Consider the following 26298-nt stretch of genomic DNA (forward strand, 5'->3'; position numbering starts at 1 on the left):
ATTTTTTAAGAAAAAGTGCTGGAAACCGCATGAAATAATAGTTTGATAATCAAAATAAACTCGGAGGTACAGTATGAAAAGAGTGGTCATAACCGGCATGGGAGCCGTAACACCATTAGGCAATACCGTAAAAGAATTTTGGCATAATCTAGTGGATGGCAAGCTAGGAATTGGCAAAATTACTAAATTTGATTCTGAAGATACTGGGGTAGCTTTGGCTGGCGAAGTGAAAGAGTTTGACCCAAGTGCTGTTTTAGAACGCAAAGAGCAAAAAAGAATGGACTTATTTTCTCAATATGGCTTGGTGGCTGCTTTAGAAGCGTGGGAAATGAGTGGTTTAACAGAAGCAACGATTGACCCGACTCGTTTAGGTGTGATTGTCGGTAGTGGGATCGGCGGGATGACTACCTTACAAGACCAAGTACGGGTAATGGATAAAAAAGGCGCAAAACGCGTAACACCATTTTTCGTGCCTATGGTAATTGCTAATATGGCAGCGGGAAATATTTCGATTCGTTTAGGTGCAAAAGGACCTTCTCAAACTATCGTGACTGCTTGTGCTTCTGCGACGAATGCGATTGGTGAAGCTTTTCGCACGATTAAATATGGTTTAGCTGACATGATGGTAACTGGTGGGACAGAAGCTACAGTATGTGAAATTGGGATTGCAGGTTTTGCAGCATTGAATGCTTTAAATACAACAGAAGATGCGACTCGGGCTTCGATTCCTTTTGATAAAGAACGAAAAGGTTTTGTGATGGGTGAAGGCGCAGGAATGCTGGTTTTAGAAGAACTCGAGCATGCACAGAAACGTGGCGCAACTATCTACGGCGAAATTGTTGGATATGGCAGCAACTGTGATGCTAGCCACATGACCGCTCCTTTAAAAGACGGTAGTGGCGCGGCGGCTGCGATGGAAATGGCGATTGCAGAAGCAGGGATTACACCGGAACAAATTGGGTATATCAATGCTCATGGTACGTCAACCCCAGCGAATGATGCTGCGGAAACAACGGCCATCAAGCGTGTCTTTGGTGAGCGAGCATCGCAAATTCCAATTTCAAGTACAAAGAGTATGACTGGACATTTATTGGGCGCGGCTGGCGGTATCGAAGCGATCGCTTGTGTGCAAACATTGCAAGAAGGAAAAGCTCATCCGACAGTAGGCTACCAAGTAGCTGATCCAGATTGTGATTTAGATTATGTCACAGAAGGTGCACGTGACATTACAGCGGACTATACAATTAGTAATTCGTTTGGCTTTGGTGGCCATAATGGTGTAATTTGCTTGAAGAAATGGGAGGAAAACTAGTATGAAAAAAGTAATGACTGCAACAGAAATTATGGAAATGATTCCTAATCGCTATCCGATTTGTTATATTGATTATGTGGATGAAATTATTCCAAATGAAAAGATTATTGCAACAAAAAATGTGACAATTAACGAAGAATTTTTCCAAGGACATTTCCCTGGAAATCCAACAATGCCAGGCGTTTTGATTATTGAAGCATTGGCACAAGTAGGTTCGATTTTAATCTTAAAAATGGATCAATTTGAAGGTGAAACGGCCTATATTGGCGGTATCAACAAGGCCAAATTCCGTCAAAAAGTGGTCCCTGGTGATGTCTTGAAATTACATTTTGAAATCGTCAAATTACGTGACTTTGTCGGCATCGGCAAAGCGACTGCTTACGTGGAAGATAAAAAGGTCTGCGAATGTGAATTGACGTTTATTGTGGGACGATAAAAAGATAATTAGAAAGAGCAAGCGGTGAAGGCTTGCTCTTTTTTTGTGTGAATGTGATAAAATTAGTTAAAAGGTGTTGGAGGTATAAGTATGATAAAAAAGCTACAACCCCCATTCTATAAACAAACAGTCGTATATGGTTTGTTGTTTGTTTTTTTGGGAACGCTGAACTATTTTTTTGAGAGTACTCCTAAAGGACTCAATCGCATAGTTTTCGGTGTTTTGTCGTTTACCTATATTTTTCTGTGTTTGAAAAATAGAAAGAGTGTCTCTGGGAATAAAAAAGATTTAGCTGTATGGATTTTAACTATTTCAGGAATGTTTGGAATAATGGTTATCCTTTATTATTTAAATATCAATGGTAGGATAATTGGTTACATACTAGCTATTTATTTTTTAGTACTTGCCTTAGTATTTATAATTAGAAATCTTAAAGACGATTTTAACACTACTTTAAAAGGTTCATTAACACTAACTTTGCTTGCCTACTTTTTGGGGATGTTTAAAAGTTCTTGGTGGTCAATTATTCCGTTAGTTACTGCGGTAATCTTTTTGGCTTGTTCTAAAGAAATAATATATATTTTCTCTAAAAAAGAAATTAGTAAGGTCGATATACCATATAATTTGCAGAAAAAATGGATTTATTTAAGATATCTTCTTATTCTTTATTCGATGATTTTATACCTTTCGTTTGTTACCTCAGACATGTTAGAAACTAAAGGATGGGTAATAAACATCTCTCATTATTTTTATGGAAAAAATGCTTTAGCAAGTTATAGTATATGTTTGGCTAGAGGAATATTGCGATTAGTTATTGTATTTATAAGTACATTAGTATTGATTTTTATAGCTAAAGTAACGCCATTAAAAAAAGTAATAACTAGCTATAAGGAAATTGCTCGAAAAGATGAGAAGGATTTTGAACTACAAAATAAAAAGTTTAAAATCCAAAAAAAAGCACGCCGCAAATACAAATAACAAATTCATCAAAATCCATGCTCCTTTTTAAATAACATGCTATAATCATAAAAAGCTTACGTGAAGGTGGTAAGCTTATGAGTAAAACAATTTACAGGAGGGTTTTTCTTTTGGATATTTCAGTAGAGTTTTCGGGACATAAATTGGCGAATGTGTTAATGAACGCATCAGGCATTCATTGTATGACAATTAAGGAAATGGATGAGTTAGCGGCTTCTCAAGCAGGTGCTTTTGTCGCTAAGACGGCAACACCTAATCCTCGTCAGGGCAATGAGGAACCACGGTATTTTGATACACCATTAGGAAGTATTAACTCAATGGGCTTGCCTAATTTAGGGATTGATTATTATTTAGATTATCAGATTGCACGTCAAAAGGAATTTCCTGAGGAGTTACGCTTTTTATCTGTATCTGGTATGAATTATGAGGAAAATATCGCTATTTTAAAAAAAGTGCAAGAAAGTGAATACACAGGAGTGACAGAATTTAATTTGTCTTGTCCCAATTTGCCTGGTAAACCGCAAATTGCTTATGATTTTGAATTAACAGAAAAGCTTTTAACAGAAGTTTTCCAATTTTTTACTAAACCATTAGGTGTAAAATTACCCCCATTTTTTGATATTGCACATTTTGACGCAATGGCTGAAATTTTAAATAAATTCCCTTTAGTATACGTGAATAGTATTAATAGCATCGGTAATGGTTTATATATTGACAGTGACAAGGAAGAAGTGGTCATTAAACCAAAAGGAGGCTTCGGTGGACTGGGCGGCGAATATGTCAAACCAACAGCGTTAGCCAATGTTCGTGCGTTTGCGCAACGTTTGAAACCAGAAATCAAAATTATTGGAACGGGCGGTATTACATGCGGAAAAGATGTTTTTGAGCATCTTTTATGTGGTGCGACATTAGTACAAGTCGGCACACAATTGCATCAAGAAGGTCCACAAGTTTTTGAGCGTCTAGCCAAAGAATTACAAGAAATCATGGCAGCAAAAGGTTATGAAAGTATTGAAGAATTTCGTGGGAAATTGAAAGAGATGTAACAAAAAAGAGGTCGGGACAGAACCGTTTAGCTCCGAGAAATAAGAAGAAATTTCCGAAAATTGCTCTTTAATTTTTGGAGAATTTCGGCTTATTTCCGAAGGAGTTGGTTCTGTTCCCGCCGTTTATCAGTTTTTGAGCGTGGAGCAAAAATCCAAAGTGATTTTTGTCCCACGCTCTTTTTTGTTATTTCACAGCCTTAACATTTTCCATAAAGGCTTCCAAATATTCAGGTTGTGTTAATTGTTGGTTACAGGTGTCGCTATCATGGCAAATGTAATTGCCTTTTTTCGTGTAGGTTCCGTCGCCGCCTGATTTGGTGGTAGCTAGGAACATAGACACATTCGTGATTGTTTGACAGATGGAGCAAACACCTTTAACAATGGTGGGTGAAAGGGTGCCGTGGACGCCGATTAATTTATTTTCTCGATAAGCTAAGATAAATTTTTTCTGAGTCCCAGCGTCGTTCCAACCGACATAGGTATTGTTCCGTAAATCCATGTTTTCCCACTCAGGAATCTTTAACTTTTTCACTTTGCGAAAGACTTTCGTGACTTGTGGTGTTGAAGGTTCTTTAAAGGGCAACACGGTTTCTTTTAATTCATCTAAATATTTTTCAGCACGTGCGCGTGTTAAACGACGATCCATCACTTTGTCCAACAAAATCGTAACAGCAGGGTGTTCTTCTGGAAATAACCCATTGATTTTTTCGGCACATAGGGCCTGGACAGTTTTGACAGTCGTAGCATCGTTAACAGACGTATAGGTATTTAGTAACACAGCGACTTGTTCTTTAATTATGTTAAATTGGTAAGGTTGAATAGTTGGGTTCATGATTTTAAATTCCTTTCAAATAGACCGAGTACATACGCTGAAAGGCAATTTGTCTCACCAACGTATGTTTAGTGACAGACAACCTCATGTGTTTTTGATAAAGATAGCGTTTGACGTATCATATCATCACCCCCTTTAATGATTGATTTTTTCTATGTAAAAAGTGAAAATAATTGATGAAAGCTTGGTAATTCTAACGCAATTCAAGAAAAAAGGCAAGTTAAACTCGTTTTATTTCCCAATTCAATGTCTGGGGAGTGATAAACTTCTAAAAAAGATACGTGATTTCCTAGATTAATCCTAGGTTATTTGCTACAATAATGAAGAATTAACCAGAGAAAAGGAGAAATTACAATGATTGCAGCAAGCGATTTAAAAGCCGGTATGACTTTTGAGCAAGACGGCAAATTAATTAAAGTAATGGAAGCTAGCCACCACAAACCAGGTAAAGGTAACACGGTTATGCGTATGAAATTAAAAGATGTTCGTACGGGTTCAACAACAGATACAACAATGCGCCCAGATGAAAAAGTGAAAAAAGCGCACATCGATACAAAACCGGTTCAATATTTATACAGCCAAGATGATATGGCTATTTTCATGGATTTAGAAACATATGAACAATATGAAGTACCAACTGCTTTAATTGAAGAAGAACTAAAATATTTATTAGAAAATATGGAAGTAAAAATTCAATTTTATGGTGAAGAAGTCATTGGTTTAACTTTACCAACAACGGTAATCTTACGTGTTGCTGAAACACAACCTTCAATCAAAGGCGCAACAGTAACTGGTTCTGGTAAACCCGCTACAATGGAAACAGGATTAGTTGTTAACGTTCCAGATTTTGTTGAAGCAGACGAATTATTAGAAATCAATACTGCGGAAGGTACGTATTTAAAACGTGCTAAATAAGTACCAAAAAAAAACAGAAGGCTAGCCTTCTGTTTTTTTTGGTCTATTAATTCTTTTACCTATAAGAAAACCATTGGTGTGATAGGAAATAGCAATCGTTAGAATCGTTGACACTAGAAAATGGGAAATGGTATAGTTTGGTCAACACATGACGAAGGAGGAAATCAACCATGACGAAAAAACAAGCTAGCCTTTTTTTGGAAACGGAAAGCTGTTGTTGTATGGTGCAAAATAGTGCAGCATACTCTTTTGTGATGGGGAAAACCTCCGTTATTTCTGAAAAATTGCCTAACACGATTCCTCTCTGAATCTAGACAACCAGAAATAAACAAAAAAGGTGCTGATGCGATCAGCACCTTTTTGTTTTATGTACATGTATTAGAAGGAGGAATTCGCTATGATTGTTCAGTCAATTTTAGACACAATCGGAGCAACACCATTATTTGAATTTACAAGTGAACAATATCCTATGCCAGAAGGCACTAAAATTTATGCGAAACTAGAATATTTGAATCCAGGTGGCAGCGTCAAAGATCGGCTTGGTGTGCATCTTCTCAAAGAAGCAATGAAAACGGGAAAGATAAATCAAGCCACAACAATTATTGAACCGACAGCGGGGAATACAGGTATTGGACTTGCATTAGCTGCCAGTCAACTGGGCCTCAAGACAATCTTTGTTGTGCCAGAAAAATTTAGTCAGGAAAAACAACAGCTGATGCAAGCGTTAGGTGCTAAAATTGTCCCTTCGCCAACAGAGCAAGGGATTGTCGGAGCGATAACTAGTGCCCAAGACTTAGCCAAGGAAATTCCTAATAGTTACGTGCCGTTACAATTTGAAAATCCGGATAATCCTGCTGCTTACTACGAAGGATTAGGACCTGAAATTGTTCAAGACCTAGGCGGGAAGATTACTAGCTTTGTCGCAGGTTTAGGCAGTGGTGGAACGTTTGCAGGTGTTGGCAGATATCTCAAAGAACAAAATAGTAAGACGCAACTATGGGGCGTGGAGCCAGAAGGTTCGATTTTAAATGGCGGACCTGCACACGGACATGAAATCGAAGGTATTGGCGTGGAGTTCGTGCCGCCTTTTCTTAAACAGATTCCTGTGGACGGCTTTTATACCATTTCAGACGAGGATGGTTTTTTCTGGGTCAAACAATTAGCCAAGAAAAGCGCTTTGCTGGTGGGAAGCTCCAGCGGCGCAGCGTTTGCGGCGGCATTAAGAGAGGCGCGCCGCTTACCAGCAGGCAGCACAATTGTAACTATTTTTCCTGACGGTAGTGACCGTTATTTATCAAAAAATATTTATTCTTAGGAGGAAAACTTTTATGAAATTCAATACCAAATTAATTCATGGCGGCATTAGCAAAGACGCAACAACAGGTGCAGTGAGTGTTCCTATTTATCAAACGTCAACCTTTGAACAAAACGGCGTGGGCCAGCCCAAAGAATATGAATATTCTCGTTCAGGTAATCCCACACGTCACGCGTTAGAAACCTTAATTGCTGAGTTAGAAGGTGGGAGCCATGGCTTTGCGTTTAGTTCAGGCTTAGCTGGTATCCATGCAATCATTTCTATGTTTGGACCCGAAGATCATATTTTATTAGGTGACGATGTCTATGGGGGCAGTTTCCGTTTATTGGATAAAGTATTTGTGGCAAATGGGTTAAGCTACACGATTGTAAACGCCAGTGACTTATCAACAATTGAAGCCGCAATTCAGCCAAATACAAAAGCCTTGTTTTTGGAAACACCAAGTAATCCACTGTTAAAAATTACAGATATTGAAGCGGCGGCTAAGCTTGCTAAAAAACATCAGTTGTTAACTATTGTCGATAATACATTTGCGACGCCTTATTTTCAACGGCCGTTAGCGTTAGGTGCTGATATTGTGGTTCACAGCGGGACAAAATATTTAGGGGGCCATAGTGATGTAGTCTCTGGTTTAGTCGTAACGAATCATCCAGAAAGCGCAGAAAAGATTGCCTTTTTACAAAATGCGATTGGTGCTGTTTTAGGACCACATGATAGTTGGTTGGTCCAACGTAGTTTAAAAACATTAGGCGTCCGGATGGCAGCGCATGCCCAAAATGCTCAAAAAATCGCAGAATTTTTAGAAGCGCATCCAGCTGTAGCAACGGTGTATTATCCAGGACTAGCGAGTCATCCTGGTCACGAAATTGCGCAAAAACAGATGTCGGGGTTTAGTGGTATGATTTCTTTTGAATTAGCCAAGGATGAGCAAGTCGTTCCTTTCGTAGAAACGTTGGAAATTTTTACTTTAGCGGAAAGTTTAGGTGGCGTAGAAAGTTTAATTGAAGTACCTGCCATTATGACTCACGCATCTATTCCCAAAGAAAATCGTGAAGCTGTGGGAATTAAAGATGGACTCATTCGTTTATCTGTAGGAATTGAAGCAGTCGAAGATTTATTGGCTGATTTAGAAAAGGGATTACAAGCATAAACAAAAGGCCCTCGTCTTTAGACGAAGGCCTTTTGTTTATAATTCTTCTCCATTCGTAGCAATCACTTGTTGATACCAAGCAAACGATTTTTTCTTTCGCCGTTCCAACGTTCCGTGACCATCGTTGTCCTTATCTACATAAATGAAGCCATACCGTTTCTTCATTTCGCCTGTACTAGCGCTCACTAAATCGATGAATCCCCAAGGTGTATAGCCCATCAAATCAATGCCGTCATACGCAACGGCTTCTTTCATCATCTCGATATGTTCACGTAAATAAGCGATTCGGTAAGTGTCGTTAATCGTTCCGTCTGGTTCTAGCTCATCAATAGCACCAAAGCCATTTTCAACAATAAAGAGTGGTAATTCATACCGATCATTGAACCAATTCATTGCATAGCGTAAGCCCATAGGATCGATTTGCCAACCCCAATCAGATGTTGCTACATAAGGATTTCGCACCAAGTCTTTTGCTTCATTGTAGTCAAAAGTAGGGGCCTTTTCTGCACCTTTCACAGCAAACGACATGTAATAGCTAAAGCCAATATAATCAACACAGCCATTAGCCAAATCAGTTAAATCTTCTTCTGTGACATCTAATGAAATGTTTTTTCGTTTCAAATAGCATTGAATTGTACTTGGATAATGACCGCGGACATGAACATCGGTAAACCAATAACGTTTTTGCATTGCGCTAACACTCATCATCATATCCTCAGGATTACAAGAATAAGGATAAATAGGCACCATCGCAATCATACAGCCAATTTGGAAGTCGGGATTGATAGCGTGGCCAATTTTCACTGCACGTGCGCTAGCGACTAGTTCATAATGAGCAGCCTGATACATAATTGCTTCGCGGTCTTCTCCTTCCTGGTAAGCAATACCAGAGTTAGTAAAAGGTGCAAAATCTTCTTCATAATTGGCTTGGTTGTTAATTTCGTTAAAGGTCATCCAATATTTGACTTTTTTCTGGTAACGAGTGAAACAGACTTCAGCAAATTTGACAAAAAAATCAATGACCTGGCGATTGCGAAAGCCGCCATATTTTGTGACTAAATGATAAGGCATTTCAAAGTGAGACAGTGTCACGACTGGCTCAATGCCATTTTTCAAACACTCGTCAAAAAGTGCATCATAAAAACGAAGGCCTTCTTCATTGGGCGTTTCTTCATCTCCGTTAGGAAAAATTCGTGTCCAAGCAATAGAGGTTCGGAAACAATTTAAACCAAGTTCTTTGAATAGTTGAATATCTTCTTGATAGCGATGGTAAAAATCAATCGCTTCATGGTTAGGATAGTGTTCATCTGGTAAAACGCCTGCGGTAATTTTACGAGGAACGCCATGTGCACCAGCAGTCATTACATCCGCCACGCTCACCCCTTTACCGCCTTGGTCCCAGCCTCCTTCTAATTGATGAGCAGCGACAGCGCCGCCCCAAAGAAAATCATTTTTCAAAATTGACATATCGTTTCAGTCCTTTGTTCAAATTTTTATACGTTTTGTGCTTCGACTTTTTCAAGGGTTTCTTCAGTAATTGGTTGATTGGTTTCTTCTGCGTAATTAAGTGCATCCATTTTTTTAGCAAACGGTAAATAGATAAAGAAACTCATCGTTAGTACCACTACTTGAAGCAACGCTGCTTGCCAACCACCAACTAAAAGTCCAGAAATGATTGGAGGAGTAGTCCAGGGAACTTGTACCGCAGTAAAGAGAGGAACCAGTCCTGTGTACAAGGCAAAATATGTCACAACAGAAGAAACAATCGGTGTGATAATGAATGGCACAGCCATGATTGGGTTCATCACGATAGGTGTAGCAAAGACAATTGGCTCGTTAATATTGAAAACAGCTGGCCCAATTGAAAGCCGACCTAATTGCTTAAACTGAGCTGATTTGGCAAAGAAAACCATGAACACGACTAACCCGATTGTCATGCCCGCACCAGTGACCGTTAAAAATTGATCTAAAAATTGTTGTGTAACAATATGGCCACCATTAGCCAGTGTTAAGTCTTTTCCAGATTTCAAAATTTCGGTGTTTTCTAAAGAGTTTGCTTGTAAAATAGGCCCCATGATACCGCCAACGATTGTTGACCCGTGAACACCGAAAAACCAAAAGAGCGGAATGACAAAACCTAATAGTAATGCGCCACCTAGTGAATCTGTGACTCCTTGAAGTGGTGATTGTAGCACTTCGTAAATAAAGTCAAAGAATGTCGTATTGAAGACTTTATCTAGAAGAATGAAAATTAGCATTGCACCAGTTACAATGACGCTGGCAGGAATTAACGCAGTAAAGGAATTGGCCACATTTTCTGGTACAGCTTCTGGTAATTTGATACGAATATCATGACGTAAAAACCAACTATATACAACGCCGACTAACAAACCAACAATAATAGCTGTAATCATCCCTTTGCCAGCTGTCCAATCTTTGTTGATGACATTGCCAATTACTGCGCCAGAAACCGCATCTTTGACTTCAGATGACATAAACAAAATGAAAACTACCATGGCAATCATGCCCGCTGGGAGGCCTTCAAATCCCTCGCTTTTTACATATGAGTAGGCAATACCGATGACCGCAAATAACGACATAATCGCAAAAGATGCCCCATATGCTTGATTGAAATAAACAGCCAGACCGCTTGCGTTAACCCATTCAGAAATAGCTGTAACTGGGAAATTCGCTAATAGAAGAAACACGGAACCAACAATGGTAAAAGGCATCGTGTAAAGCATCCCGTTCCGTAAGGCAGTAATTGCTTTGGTATTGACGAATTTTAGTACTGGAGGTAATAATTTCTCGTTAATCCATTCGTTCATAAAAATCTCTCCTTTGAAGAATAATATAAATGCAAATGTATCCGTTTACACATTTACTATATAAGCTTATTTGAAGAAAAAATAGACTTTTGCTTGAATGAGAAACATGTACCAAGAAAAAAAACAAAAAAGCTCATGCTGTCTAAAACAGCATGAGCTTTTGTGAAAAACAACTAGAAAGGTGTTTCATCTAGTTCCTTTAAAAGTTGACTTGCTTGATGAGCTAGGAGTTCAATTAAAGCAATGACAGGGATTTGAGTGGTTGTATTGACTGACTTATCTGCAAATGGAGAACGTTCGTCGGGCATATAATAGGAGATGTTGTAGTCAGCCAAGCGGGCAATAGTTGAATGTTGATTGTTGGTAATGCTTAGCACTTTGGCACCAGCTGTTTTAAAATCGGTCATTTGTTTAATCATTTCATTGGTTTCCCCAGATACAGACAGAATCAAGGCTAATGTATTTTCAAATCCGCGCTTGGGGATAGGCGTAAAGGGATCAGCAATACTGTAAGAATTGATATTTAAGTTGGCAAAATAACGACTGCCATAACTACCTAAAATTCCGCTAGTACCAATGCCAGTAAAGGCAACGTGACGTGCTTGAACAATCATTTGAATTGCTGGACGAAGCATTTCGTAATAGGTTTCTTGGTTTAATTTTTTTAAAAAAGCATCGACGTGAACCGTGGCATCATAAAAATTTTCAAACGTTTGTGTTTGTTTGGCTTCTTCTTTCACTGCATATTTTAATTCGGAAAAACCAGCATAGCCCATTTTGTTACAAAATCGTAGAATCGTTGAGGTGGAGACATGACAGGAAGTAGCCAGTTGGCGAATGGTCTGTTGAGGGATTTGGTGCAGGTGTTCCAATACATAATGGTAAACGAGCATTTCTAATTCATTCAAGGTCTGAACCTTCTCTAAATCAAACAAAGTAATCCTCCTTTATATAAAAACTGAATATGTTATTTTTTTGTGTAAATCAAATAAACCAATTCTTATTTTTCTTGAAAAAAATGTAAAATAACTCAATAAAAAGTTTCTTATTTCCTATTTTACAAAAAGTAGCCCAATTATCCTAGTTTTTCTCTTTTTTCTTTTAAAAATAACAATGCGCACCCCTAGAGTTTTTTGTGAAAACAAGCTAAAATAGATAAGAAGAGAAAAGGAGGCGTTGATGTGGCACGGGAAGTAATTTTATTTATTGCAGCGAGTATTGATGGTTTCATTGCGGACAAAGCGGGCGGTGTTGCTTGGTTAGAAGAGAATATTCGTGGCGATGAAGAAGATCGTAGTTACGATGAAATGTATGAAAAAATAGACACTGTGGTAATGGGGCGGACTACTTATGATCAAGTGACACAAGAATTGTCCCCAGATGTGTATTTTTATGAAGACAAGCATTCTTATATCATTACCTCTCATCCAGAAACATCAACTGCTTCAAGAACTTTTACCAAGGAAGATCCCGTCACATTAATTCGTCGTCTCAAAGAAGAAGACGGCGCGGGAATTTGGATTGTTGGAGGCCCAAAAGTGGTTCAACCGCTTTTGGCAGCTGATTTAATTGATACCTTCATTTTGACGACAATACCACTGTTTCTGGGTGAGGGCATTGCTCTATACGAGACAATGGCTCAATCAATCCCAGTTCGTTTAAAACAGGTTTATCAAAAAAATGAGTTGGTTTATTCGATTTATCAACGTGAAAACAAAAATTAAAAAATAATTATTCGGTTGGGCAAGTTGCTTTCAAGGTTTTGAGTTTCTCATAGGGCGAGAGGAACAAAGCAACAGTTGTCTAGCCGTTTGTGTTGTTTTTGATTGACAAAGAAATGGTAGAGGAGAAAAAAATGAAACATCAGATCAAAAAAAGGTTGTATATTTCACCGGTTCAAACAATTGTCTTAGGCTTTTTTTTATTAATTGTTGTAGGCACAATCTTATTAATGATGCCTTTTTCTGCACAAGCTGGACAAAAAACGCAATGGATTGATGCTTTTTTCGTGGCAACTTCCGCCGTCTGTGTTACAGGGCTTTCGCCTTTGAATACGGCGGAGCATTGGAGTCCTATCGGGCAAGTTATTATTATGATTTTGATTGAATTAGGCGGCTTAGGCTTTTTAACCGTTGCCACGATTTTCTTTAGTTTGCTGCGGAAAAAAGCGTCACTAAGTGTACGGATGTTGTATCAAGAAGCGTTAAATGTTAGTGAAGTTTCCGGAGTTTTTCGTTTAATGAAATATATTATGAAGTTTGCGGCCATTATTCAATTACTTGGAGCCTTCTTGTTGTCCTTTCAATTTGTGCCAACATTTGGGTGGAAAAAAGGGTTGTTTTTTAGTCTCTTCCATGCCGTTTCGGCATTTTGTAATGCTGGCTTTGATTTGCTAGGGGATAGTATGGTTCCTTATCAAAATTCGCCTTATCTTTTACTAGTCATTAGCTTTTTAATTATAGCTGGCGGTTTAGGATTTATTGTGTGGCGCGATATTTTTGCAATGATTAAAGGCTATAAAAATAAAATTAAGCACCGTGTTAGTATTCATACACGCCTTGCTTTAACGGTGACCGCCACCTTTTTAGTCTTAGGGACCGTTATTTTTTACATTTCAGAATATCGCCATTTTCCAGCTGACATGTCTTTTTGGCAGCGTCTTGTCAACAGTTGGTTCTTGTCGGTTACACCAAGAACGGCTGGCTTTTATTCAGTTGATTATTTGAAAATGAGTAATCCAGGCCTGATTGTCACGATTTTGTGGATGTTTATTGGTGGCACTTCAGGATCAACCGCTGGCGGCTTGAAAACCACTACGTTTGGTGTGTTATTTTTACAATTTCGTGCAATTTTTAAAGGGAAACAGCGAGTGGAATTCCATGAACGCACAATTCCTGAGCGAGTAGTGCTCCAAGCGTTTACTTTGTTCTTCTTGGCAACTTTTTTATGTGTAACTGCTTCAGTTATTCTCTCGTTTACAGAAACATTACCTTTAAAAAACGGGATTGAGTATATCGTTTTTGAAGTGATTTCTGCATTTGGAACGGTCGGTTTAACAATGGGGTTAACACCAGATTTAACTGTTTTTGGTAAACTAGTGATTATTTTTCTAATGTTCGTCGGTCGTGTGGGTGTGTACACGGTGTTATTGTCATTAATTAAGAAAGGCTTGGAAAGTCAGTCGAAAGTTCAATATCCAAAAGAATCAGTGATGATTGGTTAATAGAGAAAGAGGGAAATAGAATGGAATTTTTAGGTATTTTATGTTTGATTTTAATTACAACGACTTTAGCAGGTGTTGCTTGTAAAAGAGTAGGAATTCCTGCAGTAATTGGGCAATTGCTAGTAGGGATTGTGTTAGGTCCAGCGATGTTAAATATTGTGCATCAAGATGTGTTTGTGCATGACTTTTCAGAAATTGGTGTCATTATGCTGATGTTTATTGCTGGAATGGAATGTGAATTGGAATTATTGAAAAAATATGCGAAACCTAGTGTCATGGTCGCTATTTTGGGCATCGTTTTACCGGTTGGTTTTACTATGTTGATTGGTCAGCTGTTTGCTTTTTCTTGGAAAGAAGCTTTTTTCCTTGGGTTAGTTTTAGCAGCAACGTCGGTCAGCATTTCAGTAGAAGTATTAAGAGAGTTGAATGTTTTAAGTAGTAAAGAAGGTGCAACGATTCTTGGGGCTTCCGTCGTTGACGATATCGTGGTCGTGATTATTTTAAGTGTCGCTGTCGGCATGATTGGTGCAAGTACAGGCGGCAATACAGAAGTCAGCTTTATTGTTAAGTTAATTGAACAAGGCTTATTCTTTATTGGGATTTTCTTTTTGGTCCGCTTTATCGCTCCCTATTTACTACGTTTAAGTCAAAAAATGAACATTGGGTCGTCTGTTATTATCATGTCATTGATTATCTGTTTGGGCATGGCTTATTTGGCTGATTTAGTTGGTTTAAGTTCTGTCGTAGGTGCCTTTTTTGCAGGGATTGCTGTGGGACAAACGGATGCAAAAACAGAAATTGATTTCAATATTGAAGCTATTGGCTATGCCGTGTTTATTCCCGTCTTCTTTGCCAGCATTGGCTTATCAGTGACATTTAACACGTTAGGAAAAGATTTACCTTTTATTTTGGTAATGACGATTATGGCGATTTTAACGAAATTACTGGGCGGTGCCTGGGGAGCGAAAATGGTTGGTTTCTCCAATACAAGTTCTTTAATGGTCGGTGCTGGGATGGTTTCGCGTGGGGAAATGGCATTAATCATTGCGCAAATTGGCTACCAATCTAAATTACTTTCAGAAGCGTATTATACGAGCATGATTGTGGTAATTATCTTAACGACCTTAGTTGCACCGTTCTTATTGAAATACTTTGTTAAAAAACAAGAGTCTGCGTTGCAATAAAAAAAGATGAGCAGAAGTTGTTGACAAAAAAATAAAATAGCTATATGATGAGTTCAAGACAAACGACTACATTTGTAGTCGATAACCTTGAACTCTTTTTTATTGATGAAGGAGGAATTTAACGAGTATGGCAAAAGATAAATTAGCGACAATTACTGATGCAGAGTGGGAAGTCATGCGGGTTATTTGGACCCAAGGCAAGACCACGAGTCGTGAAGTGCATACACTTTTAAATGAGAAGAAAGAATGGAAATCAACGACCGTCAAGACGTTACTAAGTCGTTTAACAGATAAAGGGTTAGTTGGGACGGAGAAAGCAGGCAATAAATATATTTATTATCCGCTAGTAGAAGAACGTCAGAGCGTTGAAACGGTGGCAGATGAACTTTTAGCCAAAGTGTGCAGCCGTAAAGTTGGTTCCGTGGTAGAAACAATTTTAACAGAGAGTCAGTTGAGTTATGACGATTTGGATCGATTAGAGGAACTCTTAAAAGAGAAGCGCAAGACGGCGGTTGAATCTGTCCCTTGTAACTGTATTCCTGGTCAATGCCAATGTCATTTAATTTAAAAAGGAGTGAAAAAAATGGAAAGTAAAACGTTTGATATTGAAGGGATGAGCTGTGCTTCCTGTGCCCAAACGATTGAAAAGGCTACGGCGAAGTTACCTGGGATGGCAAAGGCAAGTGTCAATTTAGCTACGGAAAAATTAAGTGTCACGTATGATCAGACGGAAGTCACAGAAGAAGAAATTAAGGAAGCTGTGTCAGATGCTGGCTACAAGGCGATTAGCCCAGCCCAGCAACGAACGTTTGCGATTGAAGGAATGAGTTGTGCTTCCTGTGCCCAAACGATTGAAAAAGCTGTGAACCAATTATCTGGTGTTCAACAAGCGATTGTTAATTTAGCCACGGAAAAACTGGTGGTTAGTTATGACGATCATCAAGTAACGAGTGCTGAAATTATCAAAGCAGTTACGGATGCAGGTTATCAAGCGACAGAAGAAGTCGCTGCAGGTGCAACAGCGGACCAAGATCGTGAAAAGAAACAAAAACATATTGCTGAGATGTGGCAACGTTTTTGGATCTCAGCGGTGTTTACAGTACCCCTTCTTTATATTGCGATGGGACATATGGTAGGCTTACCATTGCCGGATTTTTTGAATCCAATGACACATGCGACGACCTTTGCAATGGTTCAATTGATTTTGACGTTACCCGTTCTATATGTCGGCAGAGAATTTTTCACAGTTGGTTTTAAAGCATTATTTAAAGGGCATCCGAATATGTTTTCTTTGGTGGCTTTAGGAACCAGTGCTGCTTTTGTGTATAGTTTATATGGCACAGTCATGATATTCTTAGGAGATACAAGTTTTACAATGGCTCTTTATTATGAATCAGCGGGTGTTATTTTAACTTTAATTACATTAGGAAAATATTTCGAAGCTGTTTCAAAAGGGAAAACCTCAGATGCGATAAAAAAATTAATGGGTTTGGCGCCGAAAACTGCTCATATTTTACGTGATGGCGCAGAAATTGAAGTGCCAGTTGATGCTGTTCAGTTGGATGACATTGTGATTGTTCGCCCAGGAGATAAAATCCCTGTTGATGGAGTGATTGTTTCAGGCAGTAGTTCTGTGGATGAAGCCATGTTAACGGGCGAAAGTTTGCCTGTTGAAAAGAAAGTCGGTGATGCAGTAATTGGTGCTAGCATCAATAAAAATGGCAGCTTTCAATTCAAGGCGACAAAAGTGGGAAAAGAGACGGCCCTTGCCCAAATCATTCAATTAGTGGAAGATGCGCAAGGCTCAAAAGCGCCGATTGCACAATTAGCTGATAAAATTTCGGGTGTTTTTGTCCCAATCGTTATTGGTTTGGCTGTTCTTTCTGGCTTGGCTTGGTTCTTTTTAGGACAAGAGTCATGGATTTTCGCTTTGACAATTACCATTTCTGTGTTAGTGATTGCTTGTCCTTGTGCGCTCGGCTTGGCAACGCCGACTGCGATTATGGTGGGAACAGGTAAGGGCGCTGAAAATGGCGTTTTAATTAAAAGTGGGGATGCTTTAGAAACCACTCACAAAATTCAAACAATCGTGTTTGATAAAACAGGAACTATTACAGAAGGCAAACCGGTGGTTACGGATATTTTAGTTGCTGATTCAGCACTTTCAGAAGCTGAGTTACTAACATTAGCAGCTTCTGCAGAACAAGGATCAGAACATCCTCTAGGTGAAGCAATTGTGGGAGCGGCTAAAGAACGTCAATTGCCATTAGTAGAAGGAAGCGATTTTTCAGCGATTCCAGGTCACGGCATCCGTGTGACAATCAACGAACGAGTCCTACTTTTGGGCAATATAAAATTAATGAAAGAAGAAGCCATCGAGCTATCGACGTTTGTTCAACAAGCGGATCGTTTGGCAGAAGAAGGGAAAACCCCAATGTTTGTGGCAAAAGATGGTTCGTTTGCGGGTATCATTGCGGTAGCAGATACTGTGGAGGATAGCAGTCAAACAGCCATTGCACGTTTGCATAAAATGGGGATCGAAGCCGTGATGATTACGGGAGACAACAAGCGTACTGCCGAGGCGATTGCAAAACAAGTAGGTATCGATCGTGTCTTAAGTGAAGTTTTACCAGAAGATAAAGCGTTAGAAGTGAAAAAACTACAAGCAGAAGGCAAAAAAGTTGCGATGGTGGGTGACGGTATTAATGATGCACCAGCACTTGCCCAAGCAGATGTGGGGATTGCTATTGGTTCAGGCACAGATGTTGCAATGGAATCGGCCGACATTGTGCTAATGCGTAGTGATTTAATGGATGTGCCTACAGCAGTTGAATTAAGTAAAGCGACCATCAAAAACATCAAAGAAAATCTTTTCTGGGCATTTGCCTATAATACATTAGGTATTCCAGTGGCTATGGGTGTGTTACACTTATTTGGTGGACCTTTGTTAAGTCCGATGATTGCAGCAGCAGCTATGAGTTTTAGTTCAGTCTCTGTCTTACTAAACGCCTTACGCTTAAAAGGATTTAAACCTTCGACGGTGAAAAAAACTAGTGGAAGTCAAAAATAAAATTGAAAAGGATGAAGTGAAATGGAAAAAACAGTAAAAATTGATGGGATGAAATGTGATGGCTGTGTTCAAGCGGTCACTGAAAAATTTAGTGGAATTGACGGCGTAACGAATGTTGCGGTTCACTTGGCAGATCAAACAGCCGTTGTGACAGCAGATCGTGAAGTAAGCCAGGATGAACTGAATACCACGTTGGCAGATACAAAATTCAAGGTTGTCAGCGAATAACAAAAAAACAGGGCCTACCATCATGAGTAGGCCCTGTTTTTTTGTTAAGGAAGCTTTGCTTTGATTTCCTTATAAATCTTAGTCGTTTCTTGACCCTCACGCGCAGTATAATAATAAACTTTTTCCCGCGTTTCTATTTTCAGAATCGGATGACTTTTTGTATAAATTAGTAAATAAGCAGGTTTTCCAGCGACTTTAAATTCTCCTGTTAAGTAACTATCTGTCGCAGCACCCATTGTGCGGATGCGTTCTTGAGGTAAGTCATCAATCAAAGAAACAGCTGTGATTTGGTTAAAAGGAATTGACCTTGTTTTTGCTAATGGGGCAGATAACTCAATTTGTTTATTTTCAATAGTTGCTTGAAAGGCATGACTAGAAAAATCATTTATAAACATCGGCACTGTGGCAAAGAACAGCACCGCAATCGTTAAAATACCAGTAGCGGCTAGAATAATTTTCCCAGCAGGCCGTCCTAGGTTAATAGATAAATTCATACCAATGCGATCAGGAACCATGATTTTGGGGTCCTTTGGATTGATATAAATCCCATACCGCCAATATTGATCATCATCCCCATAGCGATAATCGCCAGCCTGTAAAACGAATTGATCTTGTTTTTTGCGCATTGAAAATAGGTAGTAGAAGAGAAAGCCTACATAAACAAACAAAAGAATAAAGTAACAAAATGTAAGAGCCATCGCAACCGTATAATCAATTACAATTGTGAAAGTTGGCAAAATGGTTAGCGGTGCAAAAACTAAGGCGGATAAAACCATTAAAACAGACCAATGATGCCGAAATAAATCATTGATTTGCTGATTAATTTTTGAGTCACTAGTTAGCGGTTTGACAGGTAAGCGCGCAATAAAATAATAGCCACCAATGAACAAACTTAACATCAAAACAGTAATTAAGAAAAGAATCCAGGAACCAATCGCCGTTTGCAAGGAATAAAAGCCCCCAGCAAAAGTAAGAATAATTGCAGGTAAAAACCACCAAAATGAAATAAGTTTCTGGTTTTTATTTAAAACTAATTGCGTATCGATTAAGAGAGGACGCTTAGGTAGCAACCAGCCGTTTTGCATTTTTAAAGCGGCCATTTTGCGAATATAAACGATTTGCAGATAGTAGCCACTGCCAATAAAACTAAATAAAAGTAACAGAAAAAGAAACAACAAAATCGAATCATAAGGAATAAATAACAAAGGTAAACTAAGAACACTAAAAACGGCTGCTAGTTGAACCAAGCGTTTTTTATAACGTTTTCGGATTGCTTGAACGCTGGGATCTTGTAGTTTATCTTCTGGTAAAGTGTTTTCCAAAATAATATTTTTGTGAGGATTTGCATAAATCCCCATAGTAAATGCCATAAAAAAAGCGACAGAAACTAGGATGAAATAAAAGAATACCGCCATTATAGTGCACGCCCTTTCGAATCAAAATTTTGATAAATTTTCTGAATAAGTGCTTGGATTTCTGCTTCGGATTGCTGATGTAAAAAACTTTCAGCCAACAGAAGTTCTAAACGCTCATGCAATTGCTGTTGCCAAACAGCGGTAGCAGGTAACTTTGCGGCAATTTTGGTGCCGTTACGACGGTCAGTCACAATATAACCTGATTGCTTTAACTTATTATAAGCTTTTGAAACAGTCATCATATTGACCCCGATTTCGTCCGCCAATTGTCGGATAGAAGGCAAACTTTCATTGGGAACCAGTTCACCTTTGGCAATGCCTACAATGATTTGATCAATGAGTTGCTGATAGATGGGCTGTTCGCTTTGTTCATCTATTTCTAAAAGCATCGAATCACTCCTGTCTTATTTGTGCTATCTGTATTATATATACTAATACAAAAAGAGTTGGAAAGCAAGGAATTTAGAGTAAATGGTTGTTTCTGTTTAAAGAGAAGCATATAATGAAGAAGAACGTAAAATGAAAGGACGATGAAAATATGACAGCAATTGAACCAAAATTAACAGAGAAATTCCATCAAGATTTCTTGAACAATAATAAACAAAATGCCTTACAACGTAGTGTAGTAAAAAATGGTATCAGCGCTTCAGGTGAATCTGTACAAGGAGCCGTGAATAACGTACCCGTCTTTTCAGTCGACTTAGCTACTGGAAAAGTGGCCAATCAAAAACAAAGCGGTCGCTGCTGGATGTTTGCGGCATTAAATACATTTAGACATAGAATGTTAAATGCGTTTCAATTAAAAGATTTTGAATTATCACAAAACTATACATTTTTCTGGGATAAATATGAAAAATCAAACTATTTCTATGAAAATATTATTGCAACAGCCGATCAACCGTTGACTAGTCGTAAAGTGGCCTTTTTATTAGCGACACCACAACAAGATGGTGGGCAATGGGATATGATCGTTTCAATTTTTGATAAATATGGCGTAGTGCCTAAAACGGCAATGCCTGAAAGCAGCAACAGCTCCAATTCACGTGATTTAAACAACTATTTAAATAAAAAATTACGCAAAGATGCAACAATTTTACGTAGTTTAATTGAAAAAGGCGCTTCTGCTGAAGAAGTCCAAAAAAACAAAGAAGCAATGTTACAAGAAATTTATAATTTCTTAGCAATCTCTTTAGGAACACCGCCAGAAACCTTTGATTTTGAATACCGTGACGAAGAAAAAAATTATCATTTGGATCAAAATCTAACACCGCAAACATTCTTTGAAAAATACGTTGGCGTTAATTTACATGATTATGTAAGTATTATTAATGCTCCTACAGAAGATAAACCCTTCAACAAAACATACACTGTTGAAATGTTAGGGAATGTTGTCGGCGGCAAAGAAGTTAAATATTTAAATGTAGAAATGGCTGCTTTCAAAAAATTAGCTGCTGCACAATTGGAAAAAGGCGAATCTGTTTGGTTTGGTTGTGATGTCGGACAATCTTCAACACGTGACACAGGAATTATGGCATTAGACGTTTACGATATGAACGATCTTTTTGATATTGATTTTACGATGACTAAAGCAGAACGTTTAGACTTTGGTGAAAGCTTAATGACACACGCCATGGTTTTAACAGGTGTTGATATCGTTGATGGTCAAACAACAAAATGGAAAGTGGAAAATAGCTGGGGCGAAAAAGTCGGTGAAAATGGCTTCTTCGTTATGAGCGATGCGTGGATGGACGAATACACTTATCAAATCGTTGTGCACAAAGATTTATTAACTGATGAACAGAAAAAAGCTTGGGAACAAGCGCCAACTGTTTTGGCACCTTGGGATCCAATGGGAGCATTAGCATAAAACAGAAAAAGAAGGCCCCGCCGTCATGGCGGGGCCTTCTTTTTACGTTGGGCGGCGAACTTCACGGATTTCGCCCAATGTTGTATAATCATTGCCTGCTAAACGAGCAATCGGTTGGAGTTTTTCAGGTAAAATGTACTGATGTTCTTCATCGAAAACGGCTGAATCAAAATAGAAATCGGTAATTTCTACAATGAATAAATCCGTAATAATTTGACCTTCATGGTTAGCAATAGGTACATATTGATGTAAGCGAGCTTCCATCCGAATCGGCGCGGCTTTGATTGCTGGAACAGCAACAGTCTGGCTGGCAATGGTTTCAATACCGAATGTGTCAATTTCACTGATCTCTGCTGCTAAAGGTGCCGAAGTCTGATTCATTTGAGTAAGAACGTCTTCGTTAACGAAATGGATGACAAGTTCTTTAGTAGCCAAGATGTTTCGTGCCGTATCTTTAGGCTCTTTGTCTGGTCGTAAAATGGACAACGTTGCTAAAGGAATTTCAGCTGCCGCCGCATTAAAGAAACTAAAGGGAGCAGCGTTGACGACACCTGTAGCTGTATCTTGTGTTGTAACCCAAGCGATTGGCCGAGGAATAATACTTCCTGATAAAAATTTATACGCTGTTTTTGCAGATAACTCGTTACTATTGTAATGAATCATAGGAGCCTCCTAGAAAAAATACTAATTTCTTTGAACATTCGCATCTGAAGTATCGAAAGGACGCACAAATTCTTCAATCCCTGCCCGTTTTGGTTCTAAAAATGGCGGTAATGATAATTTTTCACCAGCGTGTTCATAGGTTTCATCCTCTAAAAATCCAGGACCATCGGTTGCCAGTTCAAATAAAACATGTGTTGCTGCCAAGAAATATTCAGATTTAAAGTAAAAACGTTCCACAAAGCCAGAATTAGGAAATTCCAAACGATTAATTTTTTCAATCCAGAAACGTAGTGCTTCCTCATCGGCAACGCGCAAGGCTAAGTGATGGACATTGCCGTAGCCTTCTTGGGCCGCTGGCAAATCTTCTCGATGCTCTACGATAATGCTGGCACCATTCCCACCTTCGCCAACTTCAAATAAATGGAAACTACCTTCAGCATCAATCAATTTGAACCCTAAAACTTCAGTTAAAACTAGTTGCAGATGTTCGTAATTTTCGACAGTTACAAAGGCTGGACCTAAGCCGATTAAAGCATGTTCACTAGGAACGTTAGATTTTTTCCAAGGCGTGCCAGCTGCAACACCTTGGTTCTTTTCATCAGAAATAAGTTGGTAACGTTGATTGTCAAAATCTTCAAATTCTAAATACTTTTTACCAAAACGCTCTTGAATTTCTCCATGATCAATTGCATATTCATTAAAGCGAGATACCCAGTAGTCCAAAGCAGCATCATCTTTTACACGGAAGGAAGTACGAGAAATTGTATTGGTTCCTTTGGTTCCTTTAGGTAAGCCTGGAAAGTCAAAGAAAGTCATATCTGTTCCGGGAGAGCCGGCATCATCAGCAAAAAATAAATGATATGTTTCAATATCGTCTTGGTTAACAGTCTTTTTAATTAAACGTAGACCTAAAATATCGGTGAAAAAGTGATAAATTTTTTCGGCACTTGAAGTCATGGCAGTGACGTGGTGTAAACCTAAAATTTGTGTATTCATAATAAAAATCCTCCTAAAAGAAAAATAATTTTTTGATTAATTAACTTACTAAAAGTAAGTTTAAATGATTAGTCCTAAAAATGCAAAAGAAATGTCTCGAATTCGAACTATTATTTTTTAGTTGATTTTTTAAAAAAATAAGAATATAATAGCCTGAGATATTTTAATACATAAACTTTCGTAAACATCGCCGGATGCTTGCGACTAAAGTGTTAATGAACAGTTCTTAGGCCATAGCTGAACTGTTTGTTGGCACTTTTTTTGTTTGGAAGGGAAGGAAAACAAGATGAGTAAAGCTTGGTTAAAAGTTATTTTTGGCGCTTTTTGTGAAGTGATTTGGGTCATTGGCATGAAGCATAGTACAACATGGTGGGAGATTTTAGGGACAGTAATCGCAATCTTTATCAGTTTTTATGCGCTGATTAAAGCAGGAGAGGAATTGCCAGTCGGCACAGCCTATGCTGTATTTGTCGGCTTAGGTAGTGCTGGAACTATTGTAACAGATCATTTTTTATTCCACACACCATTGGGCATAGGAAAAGTTCTTTTTCTGTTGCTGTTATTAATAGGTGTAATTGGCTTAAAAATGGTAACTGGAAATAAAGAGGAGGAAACAAGATGAGTTGGTTATACTTAGTCATTGCAGGCTGTTTTGAAATCTTTGGCGTAGGTTCAATTAAATTATTTACAACAAAAAAAGACTTACGTTCATTGTTAATTTTAATTCTAGCGTTTAGTGGTAGTTTCTTATTCTTATATTTAGGGATGAGACAATTGCCGATGGGCGTTTCTTATGCAGTTTGGACAGGAATTGGTACAGCAGGAGGCGCTATTTTAGGAATGCTCTTAGGTGAATCAAAAGACCTACGCCGGATATTTTTTATTTTTTTAATCATTGTTTCTGTGATTGGTTTAAAATTAATTGGTTAGAAAGCGAGAGAACATTGTTTGGATTATTGAAAGACCGGTGAGTAAAATTTAAAAAGAGACAGAACCAAATGCGGTGTTCTGTCTCAAAATAGCTTTTATTTTACGAGGTTACTATAACGTGTCGCAAATTCATTGTTGTAGGACTTGCCGTTGACATCTTGACCAACGTCCCAATTTGCAGACCAAGTCATTAAGCCACGGATAGGATTACCGTCTTTTGCTAACTGATCAAAAGTTTTGGCTACAGGGGTAGACTCAACAACATAGCCACTACCAGCAGCATCCCGATTTGCTGGTAAACCAAGGACTAATTTATCGTTTGGTATCTGTAGATAGCCGCGTGTGCCATGGATTAATGAATCAGACATATAATAGAGGAACTCGTATTTTAGAGCATCGTTGCTTTGAGCAACCCAAGTCATAATTTCATCAACCCAGACACCGTCGCCGCCTTGGTTATATAATTGTGGGGCAATGTAATCATAATAACCATTTAGGGAAGTAATGTATGTTTCATAAGCGGCACCAGGTTTTAAATAAGGGAATTCTGGCGCCATAGTAATGATGAAATTTTTTCCTTGTGCTCGATAATGGTCTTTGACTATTTTCAATGCAGCAGGGATGACGGTTTGGTTGTCGCCAGCAGTAATCGCCAATTGCTCTAAGTCAATGTCTAAACCATCAAAGCCGTATGTTTCCACTTGACGAATGATTTCATTCGCAAAGGCTTGTTCATCGCCTTTGACTAATTGGATATGTGCATCTGCTCCACCAAGTGCCAATAAAACTGCGCGACCTTGACTATTTAATTGTGCGACTTCTTGTCGGAAGGCAGTGTCCGTTCGGTTATAAGGCTTGAACGTAGGAATCCGTGTCGTACCATCGCTTTTCATGAAGGAAACCGGTACGACATTGTAGGCTTGATTTACTTCTGAAAGGTTCAGCGATGCTGATGTTCCTTGTTTGTAACCATCGCGTTCTTTTGAGGCCCAGTTATGCCAATATCCAACCAACACTTTTTTGCCAGAGATATCTACCATCGTATCCGCAGCATCTGCAGAAGCTTGAGTAGGCGTTAACCACAAGCCAACTGCTACGGTTGAAAGAAGGAGAAAAGCAGGAATTATTTTTTTTAGCTTCATTTTTTGAGAACTCCTTTAATGTAGTTTAAGATGTGAGTATTTTTACTGAATGTTCACATCAATCGCTTGGTAAAAGGCGTTCACCGTATCACCAATGCCCCAGACAGCGTAAATGACATGATAACCTTTGCGGTCTGTCGGAATATTAATTGTTTGTTTAACAACTTTATTAGGAACTTCTTGTTTGCCGTCAATTGAAGCAATTTTGTCGAAGTTTTTAATGTCTAATGGTTGATTGGGATTCCAGCCATTTTTAGTAATATAGTAATCCCAAGAAGCAGTTCTATGTTGGGCAGTTAAGTTCCAAGTGATGTCAAGGGGACCTGTGGTAATGTTTGTTTTGTGCCAACGAGTAGCTGTTTGTTCATCCAAAGGTTCAAAACCTGAGACACCTGCACTGGCTAATTTACCAGTAATAAACGTATTTTTGGGCGCTTCGATACTTTGAGGTTCCCATTGTGCACGACCAACATTTGTATTTAAGTTACCACCAGCAGAACTACCAAAGAAAGCACGACTTCCAGGACTTGCTACGTAACCGTGAGCCTCCGAAACAGTAGGGGCCAATGCAGCGCCACCTAAAACAAAACTAAAAGCCAGGACGATTGTTAATAAACTCTTTTTCACGAAAAAAAACCTCCTAAAAAATTATTTTGTATGCGCTTACAGATAGGAATATAACATAATAATCTTTCGGATACAAATAATAAGAAATGTTATTTTTAAAAATAAAACAATATTTTTTAAGTAATATTAAGAATGCTTTTA

At 38.5% G+C, this 26298-nt stretch carries 27 protein-coding genes; 17 read left to right on the forward strand and 10 right to left on the reverse strand.

Features of this window, described 5'->3' with window-relative positions:
- Nucleotides 1-73: 73 nt before the first annotated feature.
- The 4 genes from fabF (at nt 74) to IGL86_RS01255 (ending at nt 3772) form a co-directional block, all read left to right on the forward strand.
- Entirely contained in the window at nt 74-1312 is a 1239-nt protein-coding gene (gene fabF / locus IGL86_RS01240; protein ID WP_002358339.1) for a beta-ketoacyl-ACP synthase II, read from the forward strand.
- Nucleotide 1313: 1 nt separating this feature from the next.
- A complete protein-coding gene (gene fabZ, locus IGL86_RS01245) occupies nt 1314-1748 on the forward strand; it encodes a 3-hydroxyacyl-ACP dehydratase FabZ (RefSeq protein WP_002355197.1) in 435 nt (144 codons plus the stop codon).
- Nucleotides 1749-1838: 90 nt separating this feature from the next.
- Nucleotides 1839-2726, forward strand: coding sequence for a hypothetical protein (locus IGL86_RS01250; protein WP_033625557.1), 888 nt, complete (start codon nt 1839-1841; stop codon nt 2724-2726).
- A gap of 77 nt (nt 2727-2803) precedes the next feature.
- Nucleotides 2804-3772, forward strand: coding sequence for a dihydroorotate oxidase (locus tag IGL86_RS01255; protein ID WP_002386045.1), 969 nt, complete (start codon nt 2804-2806; stop codon nt 3770-3772).
- A gap of 184 nt (nt 3773-3956) precedes the next feature.
- On the opposite strand, the gene IGL86_RS01260 is transcribed toward IGL86_RS01255, so the two are convergent.
- Nucleotides 3957-4604: a FusB/FusC family EF-G-binding protein gene (locus tag IGL86_RS01260; RefSeq protein ID WP_002355200.1), complete on the reverse strand. Its 648-nt coding sequence runs from the start codon at nt 4602-4604 to the stop codon at nt 3957-3959.
- A 354-nt stretch (nt 4605-4958) separates the two neighbouring features.
- On the opposite strand from IGL86_RS01260, the gene efp reads away from it, so the two are divergent.
- From efp to IGL86_RS01280, 4 genes are all read left to right on the forward strand, one after another.
- Nucleotides 4959-5519 carry an elongation factor P gene (efp, locus tag IGL86_RS01265; protein WP_002355202.1) on the forward strand — a complete coding sequence of 187 codons (561 nt, stop codon included), beginning with the start codon at nt 4959-4961 and terminating at the stop codon, nt 5517-5519.
- Nucleotides 5520-5689: 170 nt separating this feature from the next.
- Nucleotides 5690-5827 (forward strand): hypothetical protein, encoded by a 138-nt coding sequence (locus tag IGL86_RS01270; RefSeq protein ID WP_002366057.1) that lies wholly within the window; start codon nt 5690-5692, stop codon nt 5825-5827.
- 89 nt (nt 5828-5916) lie between these two features.
- Nucleotides 5917-6834: a PLP-dependent cysteine synthase family protein gene (locus IGL86_RS01275; RefSeq protein WP_002361143.1), complete on the forward strand. Its 918-nt coding sequence runs from the start codon at nt 5917-5919 to the stop codon at nt 6832-6834.
- A gap of 13 nt (nt 6835-6847) precedes the next feature.
- The gene (locus IGL86_RS01280) at nt 6848-7984 is read left to right on the forward strand and encodes a cystathionine gamma-synthase (protein ID WP_010823393.1); all 1137 of its coding nucleotides are present in this window, start codon (nt 6848-6850) and stop codon (nt 7982-7984) included.
- Between the two features lie 36 nt (nt 7985-8020).
- Here the strand turns inward: IGL86_RS01280 and genA are convergent, their stop codons facing one another.
- From genA to genR, 3 genes are all read right to left on the reverse strand, one after another.
- A complete protein-coding gene (gene genA, locus IGL86_RS01285) occupies nt 8021-9451 on the reverse strand; it encodes a 6-phospho-beta-glucosidase GenA (RefSeq protein ID WP_033625319.1) in 1431 nt (476 codons plus the stop codon).
- A gap of 26 nt (nt 9452-9477) precedes the next feature.
- Nucleotides 9478-10812, reverse strand: a complete 1335-nt coding sequence (gene genB, locus IGL86_RS01290; RefSeq protein WP_016617428.1) for a PTS sugar transporter subunit IIC — start codon at nt 10810-10812, stop codon at nt 9478-9480.
- A 173-nt stretch (nt 10813-10985) separates the two neighbouring features.
- Nucleotides 10986-11747: a MurR/RpiR family transcriptional regulator gene (genR, locus tag IGL86_RS01295; RefSeq protein ID WP_002355208.1), complete on the reverse strand. Its 762-nt coding sequence runs from the start codon at nt 11745-11747 to the stop codon at nt 10986-10988.
- A 246-nt stretch (nt 11748-11993) separates the two neighbouring features.
- On the opposite strand from genR, the gene IGL86_RS01300 reads away from it, so the two are divergent.
- The 6 genes from IGL86_RS01300 to IGL86_RS01325 all read left to right on the forward strand — a co-directional run bounded on the left by IGL86_RS01300 (nt 11994) and on the right by IGL86_RS01325 (nt 18517).
- Nucleotides 11994-12536, forward strand: coding sequence for a dihydrofolate reductase family protein (locus IGL86_RS01300; RefSeq protein ID WP_010713603.1), 543 nt, complete (start codon nt 11994-11996; stop codon nt 12534-12536).
- A 131-nt stretch (nt 12537-12667) separates the two neighbouring features.
- Complete coding sequence (locus IGL86_RS01305) at nt 12668-14035, forward strand: TrkH family potassium uptake protein (protein WP_002366061.1); 1368 nt, start codon at nt 12668-12670, stop codon at nt 14033-14035.
- Between the two features lie 20 nt (nt 14036-14055).
- Nucleotides 14056-15219, forward strand: a complete 1164-nt coding sequence (locus tag IGL86_RS01310; protein ID WP_002355211.1) for a cation:proton antiporter — start codon at nt 14056-14058, stop codon at nt 15217-15219.
- 127 nt (nt 15220-15346) lie between these two features.
- Complete coding sequence (locus tag IGL86_RS01315; protein WP_002379040.1) at nt 15347-15787, forward strand: CopY/TcrY family copper transport repressor; 441 nt, start codon at nt 15347-15349, stop codon at nt 15785-15787.
- 15 nt (nt 15788-15802) lie between these two features.
- Complete coding sequence (locus IGL86_RS01320; RefSeq protein WP_033625318.1) at nt 15803-18289, forward strand: heavy metal translocating P-type ATPase; 2487 nt, start codon at nt 15803-15805, stop codon at nt 18287-18289.
- A gap of 21 nt (nt 18290-18310) precedes the next feature.
- Entirely contained in the window at nt 18311-18517 is a 207-nt protein-coding gene (locus tag IGL86_RS01325; RefSeq protein WP_002355215.1) for a heavy-metal-associated domain-containing protein, read from the forward strand.
- Between the two features lie 44 nt (nt 18518-18561).
- Here IGL86_RS01325 and IGL86_RS01330 read toward each other — a convergent pair whose 3' ends face one another.
- A complete protein-coding gene (locus IGL86_RS01330) occupies nt 18562-19932 on the reverse strand; it encodes a DUF5808 domain-containing protein (protein WP_430605623.1) in 1371 nt (456 codons plus the stop codon).
- Nucleotides 19932-20321, reverse strand: coding sequence for a GntR family transcriptional regulator (locus IGL86_RS01335; RefSeq protein WP_002358356.1), 390 nt, complete (start codon nt 20319-20321; stop codon nt 19932-19934). Before IGL86_RS01335 ends, IGL86_RS01330 begins: the two co-directional genes overlap by 1 nt.
- A 149-nt stretch (nt 20322-20470) precedes the next feature.
- Here IGL86_RS01335 and IGL86_RS01340 point away from each other — a divergent pair, with 149 nt between their 5' ends.
- Complete coding sequence (locus tag IGL86_RS01340; RefSeq protein WP_002364984.1) at nt 20471-21799, forward strand: aminopeptidase C; 1329 nt, start codon at nt 20471-20473, stop codon at nt 21797-21799.
- A 42-nt stretch (nt 21800-21841) separates the two neighbouring features.
- Here the strand turns inward: IGL86_RS01340 and IGL86_RS01345 are convergent, their stop codons facing one another.
- Together IGL86_RS01345 and IGL86_RS01350 are read right to left on the reverse strand one after the other, a co-directional pair.
- Entirely contained in the window at nt 21842-22462 is a 621-nt protein-coding gene (locus IGL86_RS01345) for a flavin reductase family protein (protein ID WP_002395578.1), read from the reverse strand.
- Nucleotides 22463-22483: 21 nt separating this feature from the next.
- On the reverse strand, nt 22484-23458 hold the full coding sequence (locus tag IGL86_RS01350) for a ring-cleaving dioxygenase (RefSeq protein WP_002355221.1): 975 nt from the start codon (nt 23456-23458) through the stop codon (nt 22484-22486).
- 265 nt (nt 23459-23723) lie between these two features.
- Between IGL86_RS01350 and IGL86_RS01355 the strand changes: the two genes are divergently transcribed.
- A complete protein-coding gene (locus IGL86_RS01355) occupies nt 23724-24080 on the forward strand; it encodes a DMT family transporter (RefSeq protein WP_002386054.1) in 357 nt (118 codons plus the stop codon).
- Nucleotides 24077-24388 (forward strand): DMT family transporter, encoded by a 312-nt coding sequence (locus IGL86_RS01360; RefSeq protein ID WP_002355223.1) that lies wholly within the window; start codon nt 24077-24079, stop codon nt 24386-24388. The genes IGL86_RS01355 and IGL86_RS01360 overlap by 4 nt, the downstream gene beginning before the upstream one ends.
- A gap of 95 nt (nt 24389-24483) precedes the next feature.
- On the opposite strand, the gene IGL86_RS01365 is transcribed toward IGL86_RS01360, so the two are convergent.
- Nucleotides 24484-25530 carry a chitinase gene (locus IGL86_RS01365; protein WP_033625317.1) on the reverse strand — a complete coding sequence of 349 codons (1047 nt, stop codon included), beginning with the start codon at nt 25528-25530 and terminating at the stop codon, nt 24484-24486.
- Nucleotides 25531-25572: 42 nt separating this feature from the next.
- Entirely contained in the window at nt 25573-26157 is a 585-nt protein-coding gene (locus IGL86_RS01370) for a lytic polysaccharide monooxygenase (protein WP_002355225.1), read from the reverse strand.
- Nucleotides 26158-26298 lie beyond the last annotated feature (141 nt).

The sequence above is a fragment of the Enterococcus sp. DIV0774 genome (genome assembly GCF_050539095.1).
GTDB lineage: Bacteria > Bacillota > Bacilli > Lactobacillales > Enterococcaceae > Enterococcus > Enterococcus faecalis.